Origin of the sequence: Microbacterium sp. As-52, from assembly GCF_049949185.1 — a bacterium.
In the GTDB taxonomy this organism is placed as follows: Bacteria; Actinomycetota; Actinomycetes; order Actinomycetales; family Microbacteriaceae; genus Microbacterium; species Microbacterium maritypicum_A.
The window spans coordinates 1,577,948-1,595,554 of the sequence record NZ_CP188171.1; the positions used below are offsets into that span (position 1 = coordinate 1,577,948).

Annotated in this window: 20 protein-coding genes; 7 read left to right on the plus strand and 13 right to left on the minus strand. The window is 69.7% G+C overall.

The annotated features are described in order from the left end of the window. Window positions 1-142: 142 nt before the first annotated feature. Both ACLFA2_RS07550 and ACLFA2_RS07555 read left to right on the plus strand, forming a co-directional pair. Window positions 143-493: a TraR/DksA family transcriptional regulator gene (locus ACLFA2_RS07550; protein WP_136025154.1), complete on the plus strand. Its 351-nt coding sequence runs from the start codon at window positions 143-145 to the stop codon at window positions 491-493. A 38-nt stretch (window positions 494-531) separates the two neighbouring features. Next, a complete protein-coding gene (locus tag ACLFA2_RS07555) occupies window positions 532-969 on the plus strand; it encodes a VOC family protein (RefSeq protein WP_029263104.1) in 438 nt (145 codons plus the stop codon). Window positions 970-973: 4 nt separating this feature from the next. Here the strand turns inward: ACLFA2_RS07555 and ACLFA2_RS07560 are convergent, their stop codons facing one another. Further along, window positions 974-1,336, minus strand: coding sequence for a DUF4440 domain-containing protein (locus ACLFA2_RS07560; protein WP_021200244.1), 363 nt, complete (start codon window positions 1,334-1,336; stop codon window positions 974-976). 58 nt (window positions 1,337-1,394) lie between these two features. On the opposite strand from ACLFA2_RS07560, the gene ACLFA2_RS07565 reads away from it, so the two are divergent. Together ACLFA2_RS07565 and ACLFA2_RS07570 are read left to right on the plus strand one after the other, a co-directional pair. Then, entirely contained in the window at window positions 1,395-2,249 is an 855-nt protein-coding gene (locus ACLFA2_RS07565) for a hypothetical protein (RefSeq protein WP_426622328.1), read from the plus strand. Beyond that, window positions 2,246-3,094 carry an SMP-30/gluconolactonase/LRE family protein gene (locus tag ACLFA2_RS07570; protein ID WP_426622329.1) on the plus strand — a complete coding sequence of 283 codons (849 nt, stop codon included), beginning with the start codon at window positions 2,246-2,248 and terminating at the stop codon, window positions 3,092-3,094. Before ACLFA2_RS07565 ends, ACLFA2_RS07570 begins: the two co-directional genes overlap by 4 nt. A 94-nt stretch (window positions 3,095-3,188) precedes the next feature. Here the strand turns inward: ACLFA2_RS07570 and ACLFA2_RS07575 are convergent, their stop codons facing one another. After that, window positions 3,189-4,043 (minus strand): fumarylacetoacetate hydrolase family protein, encoded by an 855-nt coding sequence (locus ACLFA2_RS07575; protein WP_426622330.1) that lies wholly within the window; start codon window positions 4,041-4,043, stop codon window positions 3,189-3,191. 13 nt (window positions 4,044-4,056) lie between these two features. Next, complete coding sequence (locus ACLFA2_RS07580; RefSeq protein WP_426622331.1) at window positions 4,057-5,031, minus strand: C-terminal binding protein; 975 nt, start codon at window positions 5,029-5,031, stop codon at window positions 4,057-4,059. A 273-nt stretch (window positions 5,032-5,304) separates the two neighbouring features. On the opposite strand from ACLFA2_RS07580, the gene ACLFA2_RS07585 reads away from it, so the two are divergent. Together ACLFA2_RS07585 and ACLFA2_RS07590 are read left to right on the plus strand one after the other, a co-directional pair. After that, entirely contained in the window at window positions 5,305-6,051 is a 747-nt protein-coding gene (locus ACLFA2_RS07585; protein WP_426622332.1) for an SDR family NAD(P)-dependent oxidoreductase, read from the plus strand. Beyond that, window positions 6,044-6,394 carry a nuclear transport factor 2 family protein gene (locus ACLFA2_RS07590; protein WP_426622333.1) on the plus strand — a complete coding sequence of 117 codons (351 nt, stop codon included), beginning with the start codon at window positions 6,044-6,046 and terminating at the stop codon, window positions 6,392-6,394. The genes ACLFA2_RS07585 and ACLFA2_RS07590 overlap by 8 nt, the downstream gene beginning before the upstream one ends. Window positions 6,395-6,505: 111 nt before the next feature. Here the strand turns inward: ACLFA2_RS07590 and ACLFA2_RS07595 are convergent, their stop codons facing one another. The 4 genes from ACLFA2_RS07595 to dinB form a co-directional block, all read right to left on the minus strand. Beyond that, window positions 6,506-6,811: a hypothetical protein gene (locus ACLFA2_RS07595; protein ID WP_426622334.1), complete on the minus strand. Its 306-nt coding sequence runs from the start codon at window positions 6,809-6,811 to the stop codon at window positions 6,506-6,508. Between the two features lie 12 nt (window positions 6,812-6,823). Next, window positions 6,824-7,081, minus strand: coding sequence for a hypothetical protein (locus ACLFA2_RS07600; protein WP_029258228.1), 258 nt, complete (start codon window positions 7,079-7,081; stop codon window positions 6,824-6,826). A gap of 6 nt (window positions 7,082-7,087) precedes the next feature. Further along, window positions 7,088-7,330: a hypothetical protein gene (locus tag ACLFA2_RS07605; RefSeq protein WP_029258229.1), complete on the minus strand. Its 243-nt coding sequence runs from the start codon at window positions 7,328-7,330 to the stop codon at window positions 7,088-7,090. Between the two features lie 157 nt (window positions 7,331-7,487). Next, window positions 7,488-8,684, minus strand: coding sequence for a DNA polymerase IV (gene dinB / locus ACLFA2_RS07610; RefSeq protein WP_426622335.1), 1,197 nt, complete (start codon window positions 8,682-8,684; stop codon window positions 7,488-7,490). A gap of 117 nt (window positions 8,685-8,801) precedes the next feature. Between dinB and ACLFA2_RS07615 the strand changes: the two genes are divergently transcribed. Then, window positions 8,802-9,632: a hypothetical protein gene (locus ACLFA2_RS07615; RefSeq protein WP_426622336.1), complete on the plus strand. Its 831-nt coding sequence runs from the start codon at window positions 8,802-8,804 to the stop codon at window positions 9,630-9,632. Between the two features lie 217 nt (window positions 9,633-9,849). Here ACLFA2_RS07615 and ACLFA2_RS07620 read toward each other — a convergent pair whose 3' ends face one another. The 6 genes from ACLFA2_RS07620 to ACLFA2_RS07645 are packed head-to-tail and all read right to left on the minus strand — an operon-like array spanning window position 9,850 to window position 17,537. Then, the gene (locus ACLFA2_RS07620; RefSeq protein WP_426622337.1) at window positions 9,850-10,614 is read right to left on the minus strand and encodes an SDR family NAD(P)-dependent oxidoreductase; all 765 of its coding nucleotides are present in this window, start codon (window positions 10,612-10,614) and stop codon (window positions 9,850-9,852) included. 43 nt (window positions 10,615-10,657) lie between these two features. Continuing rightward, on the minus strand, window positions 10,658-11,734 hold the full coding sequence (locus ACLFA2_RS07625; RefSeq protein WP_426622338.1) for an enolase C-terminal domain-like protein: 1,077 nt from the start codon (window positions 11,732-11,734) through the stop codon (window positions 10,658-10,660). Continuing rightward, a complete protein-coding gene (locus tag ACLFA2_RS07630; protein WP_021200233.1) occupies window positions 11,731-12,513 on the minus strand; it encodes an SDR family NAD(P)-dependent oxidoreductase in 783 nt (260 codons plus the stop codon). The genes ACLFA2_RS07625 and ACLFA2_RS07630 overlap by 4 nt, the downstream gene beginning before the upstream one ends. Before the next feature lie 50 nt (window positions 12,514-12,563). Next, window positions 12,564-13,955: a hypothetical protein gene (locus ACLFA2_RS07635; RefSeq protein WP_426622339.1), complete on the minus strand. Its 1,392-nt coding sequence runs from the start codon at window positions 13,953-13,955 to the stop codon at window positions 12,564-12,566. Between the two features lie 34 nt (window positions 13,956-13,989). Beyond that, a complete protein-coding gene (locus ACLFA2_RS07640) occupies window positions 13,990-16,173 on the minus strand; it encodes a peptidase C14 (RefSeq protein WP_426622340.1) in 2,184 nt (727 codons plus the stop codon). Beyond that, window positions 16,173-17,537, minus strand: a complete 1,365-nt coding sequence (locus tag ACLFA2_RS07645; protein ID WP_021200230.1) for an MFS transporter — start codon at window positions 17,535-17,537, stop codon at window positions 16,173-16,175. Before ACLFA2_RS07645 ends, ACLFA2_RS07640 begins: the two co-directional genes overlap by 1 nt. Window positions 17,538-17,607 lie beyond the last annotated feature (70 nt).

Genomic DNA, 17,607 nt, shown 5'->3' on the forward strand with positions numbered 1-17,607 from the left:
GGGTTCGGGGCGAAGCTTCCGCCCGACACGGAGTTCTCCGCCCGACAAGGTGCCCCGACAGGGAGCCCCGACACAGTGCCCCGACAGGGCGCGCCGCACGGAGCACGACCCCGACGTCAGAGGCCATGCCTAGAGTGGGCGCATGACCGCCGAAGCCCGGGAACGCCTGCTCGCGTTGCGCACTCAAGCCGAGGCGCGGGTGCAGGCGACGGCGGCGACCCTCGATGAACTCACCCACGACCGTGCGGGCTCGAACGACGACGACGAGCACGACCCCGAGGGCGTCACCCTGTCGTCGGAGTGGTCTCGCCTGACCGGGCTCGCCGAGGCAGCAGCATCCGAGCTGCACCAGGTCGACGAGGCGCTGGCGCGGCTGGATGCCGGCACCTACGGCCTCTGCGCGAACTGCGGAAGACCGATCCCGGCCGGCCGCCTCGAAGCCCGCCCCTTCGCGGAGTACTGCGTCTCCTGCGCCGAAAAGCTCGGACGGTAGCCCTGACGCGAGGGTCGATCGCGAGTAGCATCCCACCCATGCCCATCACACTCGAGAACGTCGGCATCGCCGTCCGCGATCTGGAAGCCACCATCTCCTTCTTCACCGACCTGGGCCTCACGGTGCTCGGCCGCGACGAGGTCAGCGGAGAGTGGGCGGCGACCGCGGTCGGACTCGACGGCAACCACGCCAAGATCGCGGTACTGCAGACTCCGGACGGACGCGGCCAGATCGAGCTGTTCGAGTACATCCACCCCGACGCGATCGAGACCGAACCGACCCTGCCGAACGAGATCGGCATGCACCGGATCGCCTTCTCGGTCGACGACATCGACGAGTCGCTCGCGATCGCCGCCCGCCACGGCTACCACCCGCTCCGCGGCGTCGCGAACTACCAGGACGTGTACAAGCTCACGTACCTCCGAGGCCCGAGCGGGATCCTGGTGATGTTCGCGCAGGACCTCACGAAGAGCTGACCCGTCACCCGGGGATGACCGTCCCCTGATGAAAGCGCAGAACGGGCCCGGAATCGGACAGCTGCCAGATCGATGACCGTCGGCTCTCCCGCCCCTCGGCGATCAGACGATAGTTCACGAGGACGATGCCGGGGGACAGCTCGTTGAAGAGCCAATCCGCGGTCTCGGGCACGGCCCTGCTGTCCTCGTTCGAAAGCTCGACGACGGTTTCCGTCCGCAGCCATCGCCGCCCCGATGCCCCGATCTCCGCGAAATCGGGGGCGAGCAGGGCCTGTACCCGGTCTGCGTCGGTCCGTACCTCCGAGGAGAGGAGCGCGATTTCGGCAGCGACCACGACGGCATACCGGTCCGCGTCGTCATCCCACATGCGTAAACGGTACCGCCGCCCTCTCGGGGAGCGCGCTGAGAAGTAGGCTGAACGCATCATGCAAGAGTTCTTCCAGTGGGCGGGCAACTTCTGGTGGCTCATCTTCCCGATCATGGGAATGGCCGGCGGGGCCGCGAAGGCGTGGGAGCGGGGCTCCAAGCGCCGTCACGAGCGACGCCTCGAGACGCTCAAGGTCAAGGCGCAGCTGAAGGCCGCCGAGATCGAGGCGCGCGCGCTGACCCGGCAGGCGAAACGCGGACCCTCGGTCGTCGACACCACGGCATCCGTCGCGCCGAACGATCTGGTCGCACGCCTTTTCACCGAGCACGATGAGATCACCGCCCGCTGGCTCGACTACGAACTCGATGTCGCGAAGCTCATCGCCTTCCCCGCCATGAGCGACGGGCGCCAGCCCCTGACCGCCGCGTTCCTGCGCGCGAAGAAGACGGCGGATGCGTTGCGTCCCTCCTCTGCCGACGCCAAGGTGTCCGAGCAGCAGGTCACCGAGTACCTGCAGGCCGTCGGCGACTACGCGGTCGCGTTCGAGATCGCCGAGAAGGATGCCCGGCGTCTGCGCGACTCCACCTTCACCGAGCCGGAGCGCAAGAGACTCGAACGCGCACAGCAGCTCCTGAAGGTCGCGGTGGACGAATCGGCGACGCAGGCCGAGCGCAACGTCGCGTACAAGCGTGTGCGCGAAGAGCTCGATGGGCTCATCCTGCTCTCCGACGATGCGGTCACGGTACTCGAGAAGCAGGTGGCCCGGGAGCTGCCGGCCCAGGCGAGCACCTCCACCGACGCATCGACCGGTGCGGCACCCGCCCCCGCCCCCGCGGCGGAGCCCCAGCCGTTGCCGATCACCGATCCCCTGCATCCGGCACCACCGCGGACGCTGCCGCGCGAAGACGCATGACCCCGGAGAACATCACCGGACCCGTCGCGCACCATGCCGAGGCCCCCGTCTGGTGGCCGGGCTGGGGTGGACTGCGCTGGGTCGACGGGACCGCGGGCGACCTGCTCACGCTGCGCCCCGACGGCGTGGCCCGCCAGCACATCGACGACGAGTACCTCGCCTTCGCCCGCCCCCGTTCCGGCGGAGGGTTCGTGGCCGTCGGCGCCCGCACGCTCTATCTCGCGGATGACGTCGACGGCGGGACCAGGGCCGTCGCCGCGCTGGGCGACGACCCCCGTGTGCGCATGAACGACGGGTGCTGCGACCCCCGCGGTCGCCTGCTGGCCGGATCGATGGCCTACGACGCGACAGCGGATGCCGGAACCGTCCTGCGAATCGATGCCTCCCTGTCGGTGACGACGGTACTGCCGCAGACGACGGTGTCGAACGGCATCGGCTTCTCTCCCGACGGCAGGCGGGCCTACTACGTCGACACCCTGACCCATCGCGTCGACGTGTTCGATGTGGTCGAGGGGGAGCTGCGAGGACGCCGCGCCTTCGTGCGCTTCCCCGAGGGGCAGGGAATGCCGGACGGGCTCACCGTGGCATCCGACGGCAGCGTCTGGGTGGCCCTGTGGGACGGGAGCGCTGTGCACGGTTACGACGCGACCGGCGCCGTGATCGCGCGCATCGAGCTGCCGGTGCCGAAGGTGACCGCCTGCACGTTCGGTGACGACGACCTCGGCACGCTCTACATCACGACGTCGGCACAGGACCTCTCGCCCGACCACGGCACCGAGGCGGGTTCGCTCTTCGCCGTGCGACCGGGCGTGCACGGCATGCCCGTCACGCCGTTCGCCGGCTGAGACCCCGCAACACCGACGGCCTCTGCCCGAGGCACGGTGCACTCAGCGAAAGGAACCGTGCCCCGGACACAGGCCGCCGGGTGGATGACGCAGGTCAGCGCAGGTGAACCCGCTCGGTGCGCTGGTTCTGGCGTCCCAGCCCCTCGATCTCGATGGTCATCTCATCGCCGTCCTGCAGGTACGGGAACCTGCCCGACAGCGCGACGCCCTGCGGGGTGCCGGTGTTGATCACGTCGCCGGGCTCGAGTACCAGGTACTGGCTCAGCTCGTGCACGATCTGCAGCACGGAGAAGATCATGTCGGCAGTCGAGGAGTCCTGCCGCTGCTCGCCGTTCACGAAGGACCGCAGCCGCAGCGCCTGCGGATCGACCTCGTCGGCGGGGATGAGCGCCGGCCCGAGCGGGTTGAACGTCTCGGAGCACTTGCCCTTCGACCACTGTCCTCCCGAGACGTCGAGCTGGTAGGCACGCTCCGACACGTCGTTCGAGACCGTGTAGCCGGCGATGACATCGCGTGCGGCCTCCGGTGACGACAGGTAGCGCGCCGACTTGCCGATCACGATCGCCAGCTCGACCTCCCAGTCGACCTTCTCGGCACCGGGTGGCAGCAGCACGACGTCATTCGGCCCGACGACCGTGTTCGGGTGCTTGAAGAAGATCACCGGATGCTCGGGCGGCTCCGATCCGGACTCGGCCGCGTGGGCTGCGTAGTTCTGGCCGATGCAGACCACCGCGGTCGGGCGGGCGACCGGGGCGCCGATGCGCAGACCGTCGACATCGGCGGTGGGGAGCTCGCCGCGGCCGAGGGTTTCGCGCACGCGAGCGATGCCGTCGGCGGCGAGGAAGGCGCCGTCGATCTCAGTGGTGAGGGGCGCGAGGTCGTAGACGACGCCGCCCTCACGGACGTAGGGGCGTTCGTGGCCGGTGGGGCCGAGTCGCAGGAGTTCCACGTCGATCCTTCGGTCAGCGCGCGTCGGCGTAGGTCGGGTTGACGATCGGCACGGATTCCCCGGCCAGGTACCGGATGATGTTCTCGGCCGCGTGCACGGGAAGGTCCGCCAGCGCCTCGGGCGAGTACCAGGCCGCGTGCGGGGTGAGCAGCACGCTGTCGAGCTCACGCAGCGGGGAGTCGGCGGCGAGCGGCTCCCCCGCGAACACGTCGAGGGCGGCGGCTCCCAGGTGTCCGGAGCGGAGCGAGGCGGCGAGCGCCCCCTCATCGATGAGCGGACCTCGGCAGGTGTTCACCACGAGCGCTCCCGGCTTCATGGTCGCGAGCGCAGCGGCATCGATCAGGTGCCGGGTCGCTTCGGTCAGCGGCACATGGAGGGTGAGGATGTCGGCCTGCGCCACGGCATCCGGGATCTCGACGAGTTCGCAGTCGGCCTCGCGCACCGCGTCGCCGGAGGTGTACGGGTCGGCGACGAGCACGCGGAACCCCAGCGCGCGGCAACCGCGGGCCACCATCGAGCCGATGCGGCCGAAGCCGAGCACCGAGACCGTGGTGGCCGAGGGGCGCACGGCGAGCGGGCGGGCGTCGACGGCCTTCCACGTGCCGGCGCGCACGGCGCGGTCGTAGGCGGGGAGGCCGCGGGCCTGGGTCATGATCATCGCGATGGTGTGCGCGGCGACCTCTTCGATGCAGTAGCTCGGGGTGTTCGCGACGGCGATGCCGCGGGCGGTGGCCGCCTCGACGTCGACCATGTCGTAGCCGATGCCGACGCGGCTGATGATGCGGAGATTCGGCATGCGGTCCATCACCTCGCCGCTGATCTGCGCCCACTGCACGACCAGTCCTTCGGCGTCGGTGCCGTGAGCGGCGATGTCGTCGAGGCTGCCGGAAGCGGCGCGCTCGGCACGCAGCCCCGCCTGTCGGAGGGTGTCTTCGATGACGGTTCCCGGCAGATCGCAGTCGCTGACGAGGATGAATGGCGCGGTCATGGATGCGATGCTATAGCATCTAGCAAGCGGCTGCACCCCTCCAGGCACGGGGCGCTGGGCTCGGGGGCGCGAGGGCGTGGGGGCGTGGGGCACGGGGCTCGGGGCTCGTGGCGCGAGGTCGTGGGGGCGTGGGCGAAAACCCAGACGAACTGCTCCGGCTCGGGCGCGCCTCACCACGACACGCCGCAGGCGACGCGAGTGGTCTCCGTTTTCGCATGGGCACCCGGGCCGCGCCTGCTCGACAGACACAAGATTTGCTATAGCATCGACCCCATGACTCGTCGCGCACTGATCACGGGGGCCAGTTCCGGTATCGGGACGGCCGCCGCCCTCGAACTCGCCCGCGAGGGTGCCGCCCTCTGGATCACCTATGCCGGGCGGGAGACCGAAGCCCTCCGGGTCGCCGAGGAGTGCCGCGTTGCCGGGTCGCCCGAGGTGCACGTGTCGCGCCTCGACCTGCGCGAGCGCGAGTCGATCGACGCGCTGGTCGGTGAGATCACGGACGCGTGGGGATCGCTCCACGTGCTCGTCAACAATGGCGGCGTCTGCCCGTACACCCCGTACGACGACATCGAGTTCGATGAGTGGGACATGGTCCTCGAGACCAACGCTCGCGGTACCTTCTTCCTGACTCGCGCCGCTCTCCCGCTGCTCCGGGCCGCCGAGGGCGACCGCTCCGTGATCAACATCGCCTCGATCGCCGGCCAGGTCGGCGCATTGCAGACCGGCATCCACTACGCCGCGAGCAAGGGCGCGATCCTCGCGATCACCCGCAGCTTCGCGCGGCACCTCGCGCCCGAGGGCATCCGCGTCAACGCCGTGACCCCCGGACCGGTCGCGAGCGCGATCACCGACCAGCTGCAGGGCGCGGGGCGCGAGAAGCTCGAAGCCGGCATCCCGCTCGGCGCGTTCGGACAGCCGGAAGACGTCGCCTGGATCATCGCATCACTCGCGTCGGAGCGCGCCCGGTTCATCACCGGCGCCACCTACGACGTCAACGGAGGAGTACGCATTGACTGACCGCACCGCACTCGACCGCTCTGCACTCGACACCGTCCAGGCACAGCTCGACGCGTTCAACGCGCACGACCTGGACGCGTTCGTCGCGACCTATGCCGAGGATGCCGTGATCACCGGCGTCGCCACCGAGCCGGTGGTCGGATCGGCCGCGATCCGCGCGTTCTACGAGCCTCGGCTGCAGAACCCCGAGCTGTCGTGCGTCATCGAGACCAGCGTGCTGTTCGGCACCCGGTGGGTCGTCGCGCAGGAGCAGGTCATCAACGCGGGCGTCGCGACCGAGACCATCGCGACGTTCGACGTCGTCGACGGGCTGATCGCTCGGGCGTCGATGCTCAAGGCCTGAGGCGCGGCAGCCTCCCGGGAGGAGAACTCGCCGTCGGGAGGAGATTCCCTGCTGAAGGGTCCTCCCGACGGGGAGTCTTCCTCCCCACGCGGTGCGGCTCACTCGATTCGCCTACCCGGCCAGCGAGACCACGTCCATGCCGATGAGCCGAATCTTGTGCATTTCGACCGCGCTCATCTTCGGCACGTCTCGGAAGTGCGGTCGCTCGTCAGCTGCGAAGAAGGGGCGGAAGGGGCCGTTCAGCAGCAGCACGAGCAGGTGAGCGTGATACCAGCAGAGCGCCTGCCGAACTGATGCCTTCTGCGCCCAGGAATGCACGAGGAGCCACGCGACGAAGGCGAAGGGGAACATCACCCAGAGCGCGCACCCTCGCACGAGGATGAGCAGCAACATCCCGATGCCCATGAGGAAGCGCATTCGAATCCTCCGTCAGCGAGTGCTGACGGCGCCGATCACGATCAGCGCAGTCCCGAAGACCGCGAACCCGCACGCGACGACCACCACTACCGCGCTCATCTTCGGGAGCCGACGCGCGATCTCCTCTTCGGAAAGCTGGTCTTCGCGGTAGACCTTGTCGAATCGCCCACGGACGAAGCGCAGCACCCGCGCGCGCGAGACGAGCAACACGGCACCGACGAGCACGACGGCAACACCGACGGCAAGGTTCGCAAGGGAAAAGGCACTCATCGTCGGCTACTCCCGCGCGAAGATTCCGACGAGAACGGCGACCACGCCGATGAGGGTGAGGCCCACGCCGCAGAAACCTATCCACCAGGGGCTCGACCGTTTCCCCACCTCGCGCCCCGCCGCGCCCCCGAACGCGCGATTCGTATCCGCGATGACCCGGAAGACCTTGGCTCGATGACGGACGAGCAACGGCCCGCATCCGACTGCGACCAGTCCGATTGCGATCGCGATGTAGTTCTCGAAGGTCATTTCTTCCTTGCGGGGAGGGGGTGCCGGATAGCGATCACACTACAGCCGGCGTCGAGAGCGAACCGTTGGCCTCTCGGGAGGAGAACTCGCCGTCGGGAGGAGATTCCACGCTGAAGAGTCCTCCCGACAGGGAGTTTTCCTCCCCACGCGGTGCGGCTCACTCGTGCTCGGGCAGAATCGGGGACGACCAGCCCGGATCACGACCCAGCTGAGCCGCCCGCGACACCGAAGTCGAACCGTAGCGGTCGCGCAGGGTGTCGAGCACGGTGTCGAGGCGGGCTTCATCGCCCCAGTCGATCGGCAGTTCGGGCTGCACGCGATCGGCGCGGTCGAGCTGCGACAGCGAGATGCCGATCAAGGTGGTGCCGCGGTCGGTGATTTCGCTCTGCGCCGCGGCGAGCAGCGTGCGTGCGAGGGTGAGCAGGACGGCGGTGCGGTCGGTAGGAGCGCGGAGTGAGCGGGAGCGGGTGGCCTTCGAGAAGTCGCCGAAGCGCAGACGCAGCACGACGGTGCGGCAGACACGGTCGCCATCGCGGAGTCGGCGACCGAGCCGGTCGACGATCTGGGTGAGAATGAGGTCGAGTTCCTCGGGCGAGCGAGGGCGGTTGCCGAGAGCACGCTGCGAGCCGATCGACCCGCGGCGGCGGGTGGTGTCGACCGGCCGCGGATCCCGTAGACGAGCGAGCGCGTGCACGTGCGCCCCCGTCGCCTTGCCCAGCATGCGCTCGGCTGTCGCGGCCTCGAGCTCGGCCAGCTCTCCGACCGTGCGGATACCGTAGCGGTGCAGCTTCTCGGCCGTGACCGCCCCCACACCCCACAGGCGCTCGACCGGGAGGGGAAGCAGGAACTCCTCCTCGCGTTCGGGCTCGACGACCAGCAGCCCGTCGGGCTTGCTCACGGCACTGGCGACCTTGGCGAGGAACTTGGTGCGCGCGACCCCGACCGAGATCGCGAGTCCCGCCTCGGCACGCACGCGTTCGCGCAGCCGTGCCGCGATCTGCTCGGGGCTGCCGGCGATCCGCCTCAGACCCCCGACTTCGAGGAACGCCTCGTCGATCGACAGCCCCTCCACGAGCGGGGTGGTGTCGCGGAAGATGGCGAACACGTCTTTGCTGGCGGCCGAGTATGCCTCCATGCGCGGCGGAACGATCACGGCATCCGGGCAGAGCTCCCGCGCCTGCCGGCCGCCCATCGCGGTGCGGACTCCGCGGGCCTTCGCCTCGTAGCTCGCTGCCAGCACGACTCCGCCGCCCACGATGACAGGTCGGCCGCGCAGTTCGGGCGCATCACGCTGCTCGACCGAGGCGTAGAACGCATCGAGGTCGGCGTGCAGCACCGTCGCTTCCCCACGCATCCCGTTCTCCTGTCGACGTGCGGATCGTCGCACGGACCGGGGACACCGGGATGGGTGGTGACTTCGCCCTCTCGCCCGGGATATTGCGGTGTCGGTGCTCACGGATATCGTCGGCGCGTGCCGGAACCGGTGAATCAGTGGTGGGCGCGACGGCAGTTCTCCCGCGGTCGCGCTGTCCCGTATGAGGTGGGCACCTATCGCGCCGGGTGGGCGGCATATCCCGAGCTCATCCGGCAGTACCACCCGGAACTGAACCACGGCATCGTGCTGTCGCAGATCCCCCTCGCCGCCGATGTGCTGCTCTGCTGGGAATGCGCGGTCGGGCATCGGTTCGCCGCCACCCCGACCGAGCAGCGCGAGCGTCCTGGACAGGTGCGGCGCCGCTCCGCATGGTGCCCCGAGTGCTCTGCGCTCGCCCGTCCGCAGCCGGTCGTGCTCGGCGAAGCCCGCGCCCTCCCCCGTAAACCCCGTCGCCCAGCCCCCGCGCTCTGCACGAAGACGCCCGACTTGCCTGCGGGCACCGCGTTCGTCAGCGAGTGCGCCCCGAAGCCCGCGTCCGCGGCCGAGGGCCGCCTGCGGACGGAGCTCGCAGCCGTGGTCACCTTCGACGCGGCAGTGAACGCCGTGAAGGTGTCGCGCCCGTTCTTCCGCCACACCGAGGTCTGGCCCGACATCGTGTTCCCGGAGCTGCGGGTCGCGCTCGAATACGACACCGTCGGCCGCCACGGACTCGAGCACGTCGGCAAGCGGCAAGATGCCGATCTGCGCAAAGACCGCGCCCTCCGTGCCGCGGGCTGGGAGGTCATCCGCATCCGCACCGGGAAGCTCGAACCCCTCGGTCCGCACGACCTGGCGCTGTCGTCGGTGAGCGCGAAGAGCATCGCCCGGATCATCGACGAGCTGCGGGCCATCCGCGGGGCGCTGTTCGTGGACGCGTACCTGCGGTGACGAGCGCCGCCGTCGCGTCAGTCCCCCTCGCGTCGGTGGCCCTCGCGTCAGTGGCCCTCGCGTCAGTGGCCCTCGCGTCGGTGGCGCACCCCGACGGGAGGAAGACCCGGTGTCGGGAGGAGAATCCTGCGCGGATCTTCCGCCCGAGGCAGAGTTCTCCGCCCGTGCCGAGCGCCGGAGATGCCTGCTCGCGTGCCCCTGCACCTATCGAGGTGCCTCAGGCGTCGAAGCGCTCCCGCAACCCCGGGTCGAGCGCGATATCCCCGAAGGATGCCGTCCACGCCCCGTCGACCGCGATGGACTGACCCGACAGGTACGGAGCCTCATCCGACAGCAGGAACGCCGTGACGGACGCCACCTCTTCGGCGCGGGCGATGCGCCCCATCGGCGGCCCCTCCGCGAGCGCACGTTCCTCGGCGGCGGGGTCGCCCGCGCGGGCGATCTGCGCCTCCAGATGCGGGGTGCGCACACCCCCGGGAGCCACGGTGTTGGCGCGGATACCGAGGGCCCCATACGACACGGCGACGCTGCGGGTGAGAGCGTCGATGCCGCCCTTGGTGAACTCGTAGGCGGCGTGGTCGGTGAAGCTGGAGCGTCCGTGGATCGACCCGATGTTCACTATCGCGCCCGGCACACCCTGATCGACGAAGGCCGAGACGGCGGTCGAGCAGCCCCAGATGTAGCCGAAACCGTTGATGTCGAGCACCTCGCGCACCGTGGCCTCGTCGATCTCGTGCAGCGGTGTGCGCTTGGTGATGCCGGCGTTGTTCACCCATCCGGCGAGGGGCGCTCGGGCGCGGGCGGCAGCGGCGGCACGCTCGTGCGCCGTGCGATCGGCGGCGTCGCCGAGCACGACCTCGGCCACGATGCCGTCTTCGACCGTGCCGGATCCGGGCGAACGCTCGAGCCCGACCACGATCCACCCGTCGGCGGTGAGACGTTCGGCGATGGCGCGACCGATGCCCTTTCCGCTACCGGTCACCACGACGCTTCGAGCAACGGAGCTGCGGGGGGCGTCTGTCATCTCAGTCCCTCTCGAATCGGAAGACCGTCGGATCGAGCGCGAAGCCGAGGCCCGAGGCATCCGTCGGCCGCACCCTGCCGTCGAACGACGGACCGCCGAGGATGAACGACGGCGCGGGGTCGTACGGGTTGCTCCCTCGGGCGAACGTCTCCACACCGATGCCCAGGTGCGCGGTGACCTCAGGATAGACGTGCCCCGACACCGGCACGCCACGTTCTGCTGCCCACGCGATTATCTCGCGGGCAGGGGTGACGCCGCCGATCGCGACGACGTCGAGTCGCAGCACGTCGACGCCGCCGACATCGACCAGCGCCTTCAAAACGGCGGGGTCGGTGACCTCATCGCCCACGGACACGGGGAGTCCCGACTCCCGGCGGATGCGCGCGACCCCCTCGGCGTCTTCGGGGAGCAGGGGGTCTTCCACCCACGCGAGGCGCGGGTCACCCCACTGCGCGATCTCGGCCAGCGCGGTGTCGGCGTCCGGCCAGCCGAAGCCCACGTCCACGACCAGACCGGTCGCATCGGGAAGCTCGGCGTTCAGCAGGGCGAGCAGTTCACGCATATATGCCGGATCCGGAATGCGGGAGATCTTCACATTCGTCCAGCCCTCCGCCTGCGCGAGAACCTCATCGGCCACCTCGCGGGGAGTCCGCTCGGCAGACGGGTACGCGGCGACGAGCATCGACTCCCGCGGGGCGTCACCCGTGCCGAGCAGCGTCCACAGCGGCACGCCCGCACGACGCGCGGCGATGTCCCACAGCGCGATGTCGACGAGCCCGATCGCGCGCCGCACCAGGCCCACCCGTCCGACGATCGCGCTGCCGCGCAGCATCCGCTCCCAGGTCGCCGCGGGGTCGTCGGCATCCGCACCCATCGCGTGCACGGCGACGAGGCGGTCGACGATCTCGGCCATCGGCGCCTCCCGCGAGAGGCAATAGGCCATCCCGGTCGTGCCGTCGTCAGCCGTCGCCTGCACGGCGCTGTACTCGCGGCGGGTCACCGTCATCGCCCCCAGGTGCAACGGTGCCGGGAGCGGCAGCACGGCCGTGGCCGTGTCGATGCGGGCGATCGCGCTCATTCGGGCTTCTTCGCCAGCGGCACACCGTAGTCGACCATGAAGCCGCCGTCGACGTAGAGGGTCTGTCCGTTCATGTAGCGCGACTCGTCGGAGACGAGGAAGCTGACCGCGGCGGCGATCTCGCTCGCCTCGGCCAGGCGCTTCGCGGGGATGCGCGACAGGATCGTGTCGAGGCTGAGGGTGCCCGCTTCGACACCCTGACGGAAGACGCCGGTGTCGACGTAGCCGGGCGCGACCGCGTTGACCCGCACGCCGCGCGACGCCCACTCGGCACCCGCGGTCGAGGTCAGTCCGATCACCGCGGCCTTGGTCGTGGCGTAGGGCGCACGACCGGCCGAGCCGCGCGACGAGATGGAGGAGATGTTGACGATGCGCCCATCGCCGCGCTCCAGCATCCGCTTCCCCGCCGCCTGCAGCGCCGAGAACACCCCGTGCAGGTTGACGTCGACCACGGCCGACCATTCGTCCCAACTGAGGTCTTCGATGCCGCGATGACGCTGGATGCCGGCGTTGTTGACGAGCACCTCGATCGGCCCGAGCTCGGCTTCGATCTCTCCGAACACACGGTCGACGCCGGCATGATCGGTGACATCGAGCTCGCGCCACAGGATGCCGGCCGGGTTGTCGGCCGGGTTGTCGCCGGCGGTGAGGCCCGGCACCCGGTCGGCGGCGACGACGAGGTAGCCGTCTGCGGCGAGGCGCTGGCCGATCTCCCATCCGATCCCGGCGGATCCTCCGGTGACGACGGCGACGGAGCCGGCAGGGGTGGGGGCGGTCATTGCTCTCCTCAGGTTCGAGTTTTGCTATAGCAAGTGTATCGGGGGCGCCGTCAGTGGTCGAGCAGCTCCGCCACGACCGCCACCGCATGCGTCTCGAGCAGGTCGAGCGCGCCCGGCGCCAGGGGCGTCTGCCACGCCTGATACGCCCCGCGGTCGTAGGCATCGCGCGTCGGCAGGTACACGAACCCCGGGCCGTTCGTGAGGTTCATCACCACGATCGGCGTCGCGGGGAACCGCGCGCGCAGCGTGGTCTGCAGTCGCGAGTACGCCTCACCCGGATGCCCCACGATCACGGCATCGCCGAGCCTCCAGGCCCAGACAGGGTGCTGCACGGTCGGACCGTCGATGTATCCGTCACGCAGATTGCGCGCGCGACCGAGACGCTCCTCCCGCGAGCGCGGGTCGATATCCTTCCACTCCTCGGCGAGCGCGTCGAGCGTCGGCAGGTCGCGCAGCGGAAGCTCGACGCTCGTGACCGAACCCGCCGCATCCTCCCCGCCTTCCGCCGTCCGGCCCGTCCAGATCGCGAGCGGTGCACCGGACTCGACGATGCCGTCGAGCGTCAGCTCTTCTCCGGGAACGGGAAGCGCGTCCAACGCCGCGAGCACCGCGTGCCCGAGCGAACGTCCGTGTCGATCGGCGACCGCGACGTCGCCGGTGTACTGCTCGCGCGGAGCCAACTCTCCCGATGCCCCCTGCACGAACAGGCAGGGCGCCCCCGTGGCCGACTCGATGACCTCGCGCATCGCCCCGACGTAGTCCGGCGACACCTCACGGCTCTGCCAGGCGAGCGTGGTCGGGTGGCACGCGTAGTTCACGAGCGTGCCTCGCACCGCACCGTCGACACTGAGGCGCCCGATCGTGACGGTGTCGTCGGCCGTGCCCTGCGGGTTGTACCCCACGAGAGGGCGGCCGTCGACGTCGAGCTCACGGTCGGCGGCCAGGGAGCAGGTGCCGGTCGTCCACTCGATCAGCCCGGGGACCGCACCGTCGAGCGCCTCGCGCCCGGCGGCGACCCCTGCGGCAGCGAGCGCCTCGAGATACCCCGGGATCAGCTCTCCCCCCGGCAGATGCGCATCCGCGGCACAGAGCACGGCGCCCGCGTGGGTGTGCGAGAGCGAGAGCATCAGCTGATCGGGGTCGAGCCCGAGAGCGTCGAGGATCGTTCCGCGCACACCCTGCTCATCCGCGACGCGACGCCACCAGGTACCGTCCACCGCAAGCAGCACGCGCGGGCGGTCGTCGGCGGCGATCACGGCGAGCGCGGTCAGCTCGAACGGACGATGCGCCCCCTCGGATCGCTCCCAGTCGGCGGGTCCCCAGTTCTTGGCACGGATGCCGACCGGCGGCGTGATGTCGCGTCGGGCGATACCGATGCGCGCCCGCGTGCGGGGGATGCGGATGCGGGCGCCGAGACGTGTGGCCGGTGCCGTGTCGTTCAAACCTGGTCCTCCATGTTCTCCATGATGCCGCCGCTCAGGCGATCGTCAGCACGTCGGCGATCAGCACACGTGCTCCAGCCTCGGGAAGAGTCACCTCGACGCCGCGCTCGACGCCGTCGCTGTAGAGCAGCGTGGAGGGTGCGGCGAAGCCATCGGCCAGCCGCATCCGTCCTCCCACGAACTGACTCCCGGTGATGCGAGCGTGGTTGACCCCCACGCCGATGTCGAGGTGGGCAGCACCCTTGGGCACGGTCGATGTCACGCCACCCACCCGCCAGGTCACGACGCCCCCACCGGCGGCCCTGCTCAGCAGAGCGCCGTCGGTGCGCTCGGTCGACAGCTCGACCCCCTCGACAGCGATGGCCTGGTCCCGCACCGCGGTCACGGTGAGCTGCACATCGCGCACCGTGCCGCCCCGGATGGTCACCCTCGACGCGCCGAGCTCTGCCGGGGCACCTGTTGCCGGACCGCTCAGCCGGCAGTCGACGAACTCGACGGCTCCGGCGCCTCGTGCCTTCATCCCGTCGATTCCGGTGATCGTGCATCGCACGAAGCTGACGGGCACCGAGACCGGCGTCTGGATCAGCACCTGATCCTTCGGGAGGGCGAAGGTGCAGTCCTCGATCACCGTCGGCCGCGATGATCGCGCCGATCGCTGGCCGATCGCCAGCAGCCCGGCGGTGCAGCCGCGCAGCTGAGCCCCGTCGGCATTGATCGTCATGGTCGCCTGCGGATCGAACGTCGATCGTCCGATCACCCGGACGTTCTCGAGCGTCAGGTCGCTGATCTTCATGCCGGCGACGAACCACGAGCAGACGTGGTCGCGCACCGTGATGCGCTTCGCGGCGGTGCCCCATTGCGCCCCGGAGTTGGCGATGTCCATCAGCCCCGAGTTGCCGATGAAGGTGAGATCGTGCTCGTACTGCCCGTGCGTGGTGAAGGGGTTCCCGCCCTGATCGTCGCCGTCTCCGTGGCAGTTCTCGACGATGCAGTAGGCGCTGGCCGTCAGATCGTTCAGGTGCCGCGCGTTCGACGAGGTGCAGTCGCTCACGCGACCGTAGAGGCTGTAGATCTGCTGCGTGAGATAGCCCGCACCACCGTAGAAGACCGTGGGCGGGTTCTCGACCGAGCAGCGTTCGGTCGTGAAGTGGGTGTTCCATCTGCGCATGATGACGGGCCACCAGGTGCGGCTGGCGTGCACGTCGGCGACATCGCAGTGGATCGCGTACTCGAAGGCGATCGGGTGCGATCCGGTGAGCTCGCGAGAGTCCGGGAAGGAGCCGTCCGTCGGTCCGTCGAAGGGCCCGGCCCCGAGGAACCGCATGTTCGAGATGCGCACCCCCGCGACCGGATCCACCTGCCGCCAGACGAGCTTTCGCCCCTTGTCGAGCGGCCAGCCGTTGAGGTAATCGATCCGGATGTGGGTGCCGTCGATCTGCTGCGTCACCTGGACGAATCGCTGAAGCTCGCGCTCATCGGCCCCACCGCCGGCGACCGGATCGCACTGCACCGCCCACCAGGTGTCGACGGCGAACTTCGACGCATCGGGCACGGCGACCGCATCCGTCAGCTCCGGCCAGGCTTCCGCCAGGGCGTGCTCGACGGTGACGTCGCGGGACACCCCGGTGAAGAACATCACCGCACCGAACGGGTTGTCGTGGGTGTTCGCCTCGATGCCCTCCGTCGTGATGACATGACCGCCGAAGTCGATCTCGAGGTGGGAACGGGTGAAGCAGTGCCGCCGCTGGAAGAGCAGATCGGTGCTCGCCTCGATCCGCCGGACGCGGAGGTCGTTCACCAGGGCGTCGAGCGCGTCATCGGCCGCCGTCTCGGGCCCGGTGATGCCGAAGACCCGGAAGTCGACCGTGCCGTCATGCTGCAGCAGCCACGTGGTGCCGCGCTTTCCGGCGATCACCGTGCCGCCGTTGGCCGCGACGTCGGCCCCACCGCAGCCTACGTAGACGAGCAGCCCGGCGTCGCCGGGGGTCCGGTAGCCGGCGACGATGGCCACCTCGCCGTCGCGTGCCCGCAACCGGGACAGGTCGGAGACCGTCTCCGCGCGGAGGATGTCCTTCGCACCGGCCGCGACGGGAGCGGCCTGAGCGGTCGTCGCACCGGCGAGAGAGCCGGCAGCGCCGAGGGCGACCGCACCGAGTCCGGTCATGACGGCGCGGCGACCCGTCGATCGCACACTCGCATCCAGTTCGGCGCGGGACATCACCGCACCCCGGACGTGGCGTCCGCTTTCAACTGCACCTCGGCCGGAACCGTGAAGTCCGCCCGTCGACTCAGCACGAACGCGATGCTCGCGCCGAGCAGGGTGAGTCCGGCGATGAGGAGCAGACCCCAGATCGCCGATCCGGTGGTCTCGCTGATCCAGCCGATCGCATACGGACCGGCGAAACCGGCCAGGTTGCCGACCGAGTTGATGAAGGCCAGCCCGGCAGCAGCCGCCGTGCCCGTGAGCACCATGGGCGGCAGGCTCCAGAACAGCGGTGTCGTCGAGAACAGGGCCGACATGCCGACGCACAGGGCGGCGAGCGCGAGGATCGGCGTGCCCTGGGCCGCGACCGCCGCGATGAGCGAGAGCGCGGTGATCGTGAGCGTGATGCCGATCTGCAGGGGGATGTTGCCCTGCTTCCTGGCTGCGCGCTCCCAGGGGAGCATCACGAGCGCGGCGCACAGGTTCGGCAGGGCGACGAGCCATCCGGTGGTCGAGTTGGAGAAGTCGCCCATGCTCTTCACGATCGTCGGCAGCCACATGCCCAGCCCGTACGCGCCGAACACGACGCCGAAGAAGAGCACGATCAGGGTCCACAGACGCCCGTTGCTGAACACCTCGCGCAGGCGCAGCCGCCCGTGCTTCTGCTCGGTGGCCGCGGTCTCGGCGGCCAGGGTGTCGTTGATCCACCGCTGTTCGGTCGGGTCGAGCCAGCGGGCGTCCTGCGGGCGGTCGGGCAGCCAGAAGAAGACGACGAAGGCGAGGATCACCGCGGGGATGCCCTGCAGCAGGAAGACCAGCTGCCAGCCGTCGAGGCCCCACATCCCGTGCAGTTCGAGCATCCAGCCCGACAGCGGCGCCGCGACCGCGTTCGCGATCGGGTTCGACAAGACGAACACCGCGAGCACCTGCGTGCGGTACTGCCGCGGGAACCAGAGCGTGAGGTACAGGAGCACTCCGGGGAAGAAGCCGGCTTCGGCGATGCCCAGCACGAAGCGTGCGATGGCGAACTGGGTCGCATCCTGCACGAAGGCCGTCAGGGCGGCGACCAGACCCCAGGAGACCATGATGCGCGCGATCCACTTGCGCGCACCGAAGCGCTCGAGCAGGAGATTGCTCGGCACTTCGAACAGCAGGTACCCGATGAAGAAGATGCCGGCGGCGAATCCGAAGGCCGCTTCGGTGATCTGCAGCGCCGCCGTCATCTCCAGCTTGGCGAAGCCCGCGTTGTTGCGGTCCATGTAGGCGACGAGATAGAGCAGCCCGAGGAACGGGCCGAGGCGCCAGATCGCCTTCTTCATGGCGGAGGCCCCGACCTCCTCTGACGTGCGCGTATCGGGGGCGATTCCGTTCCCGGACATGACAACTCCTTCGTCATCGATGGACTGGCTTGCTATAGCATCTAGCAAAACCCTCGCCGTGTCCACTCAT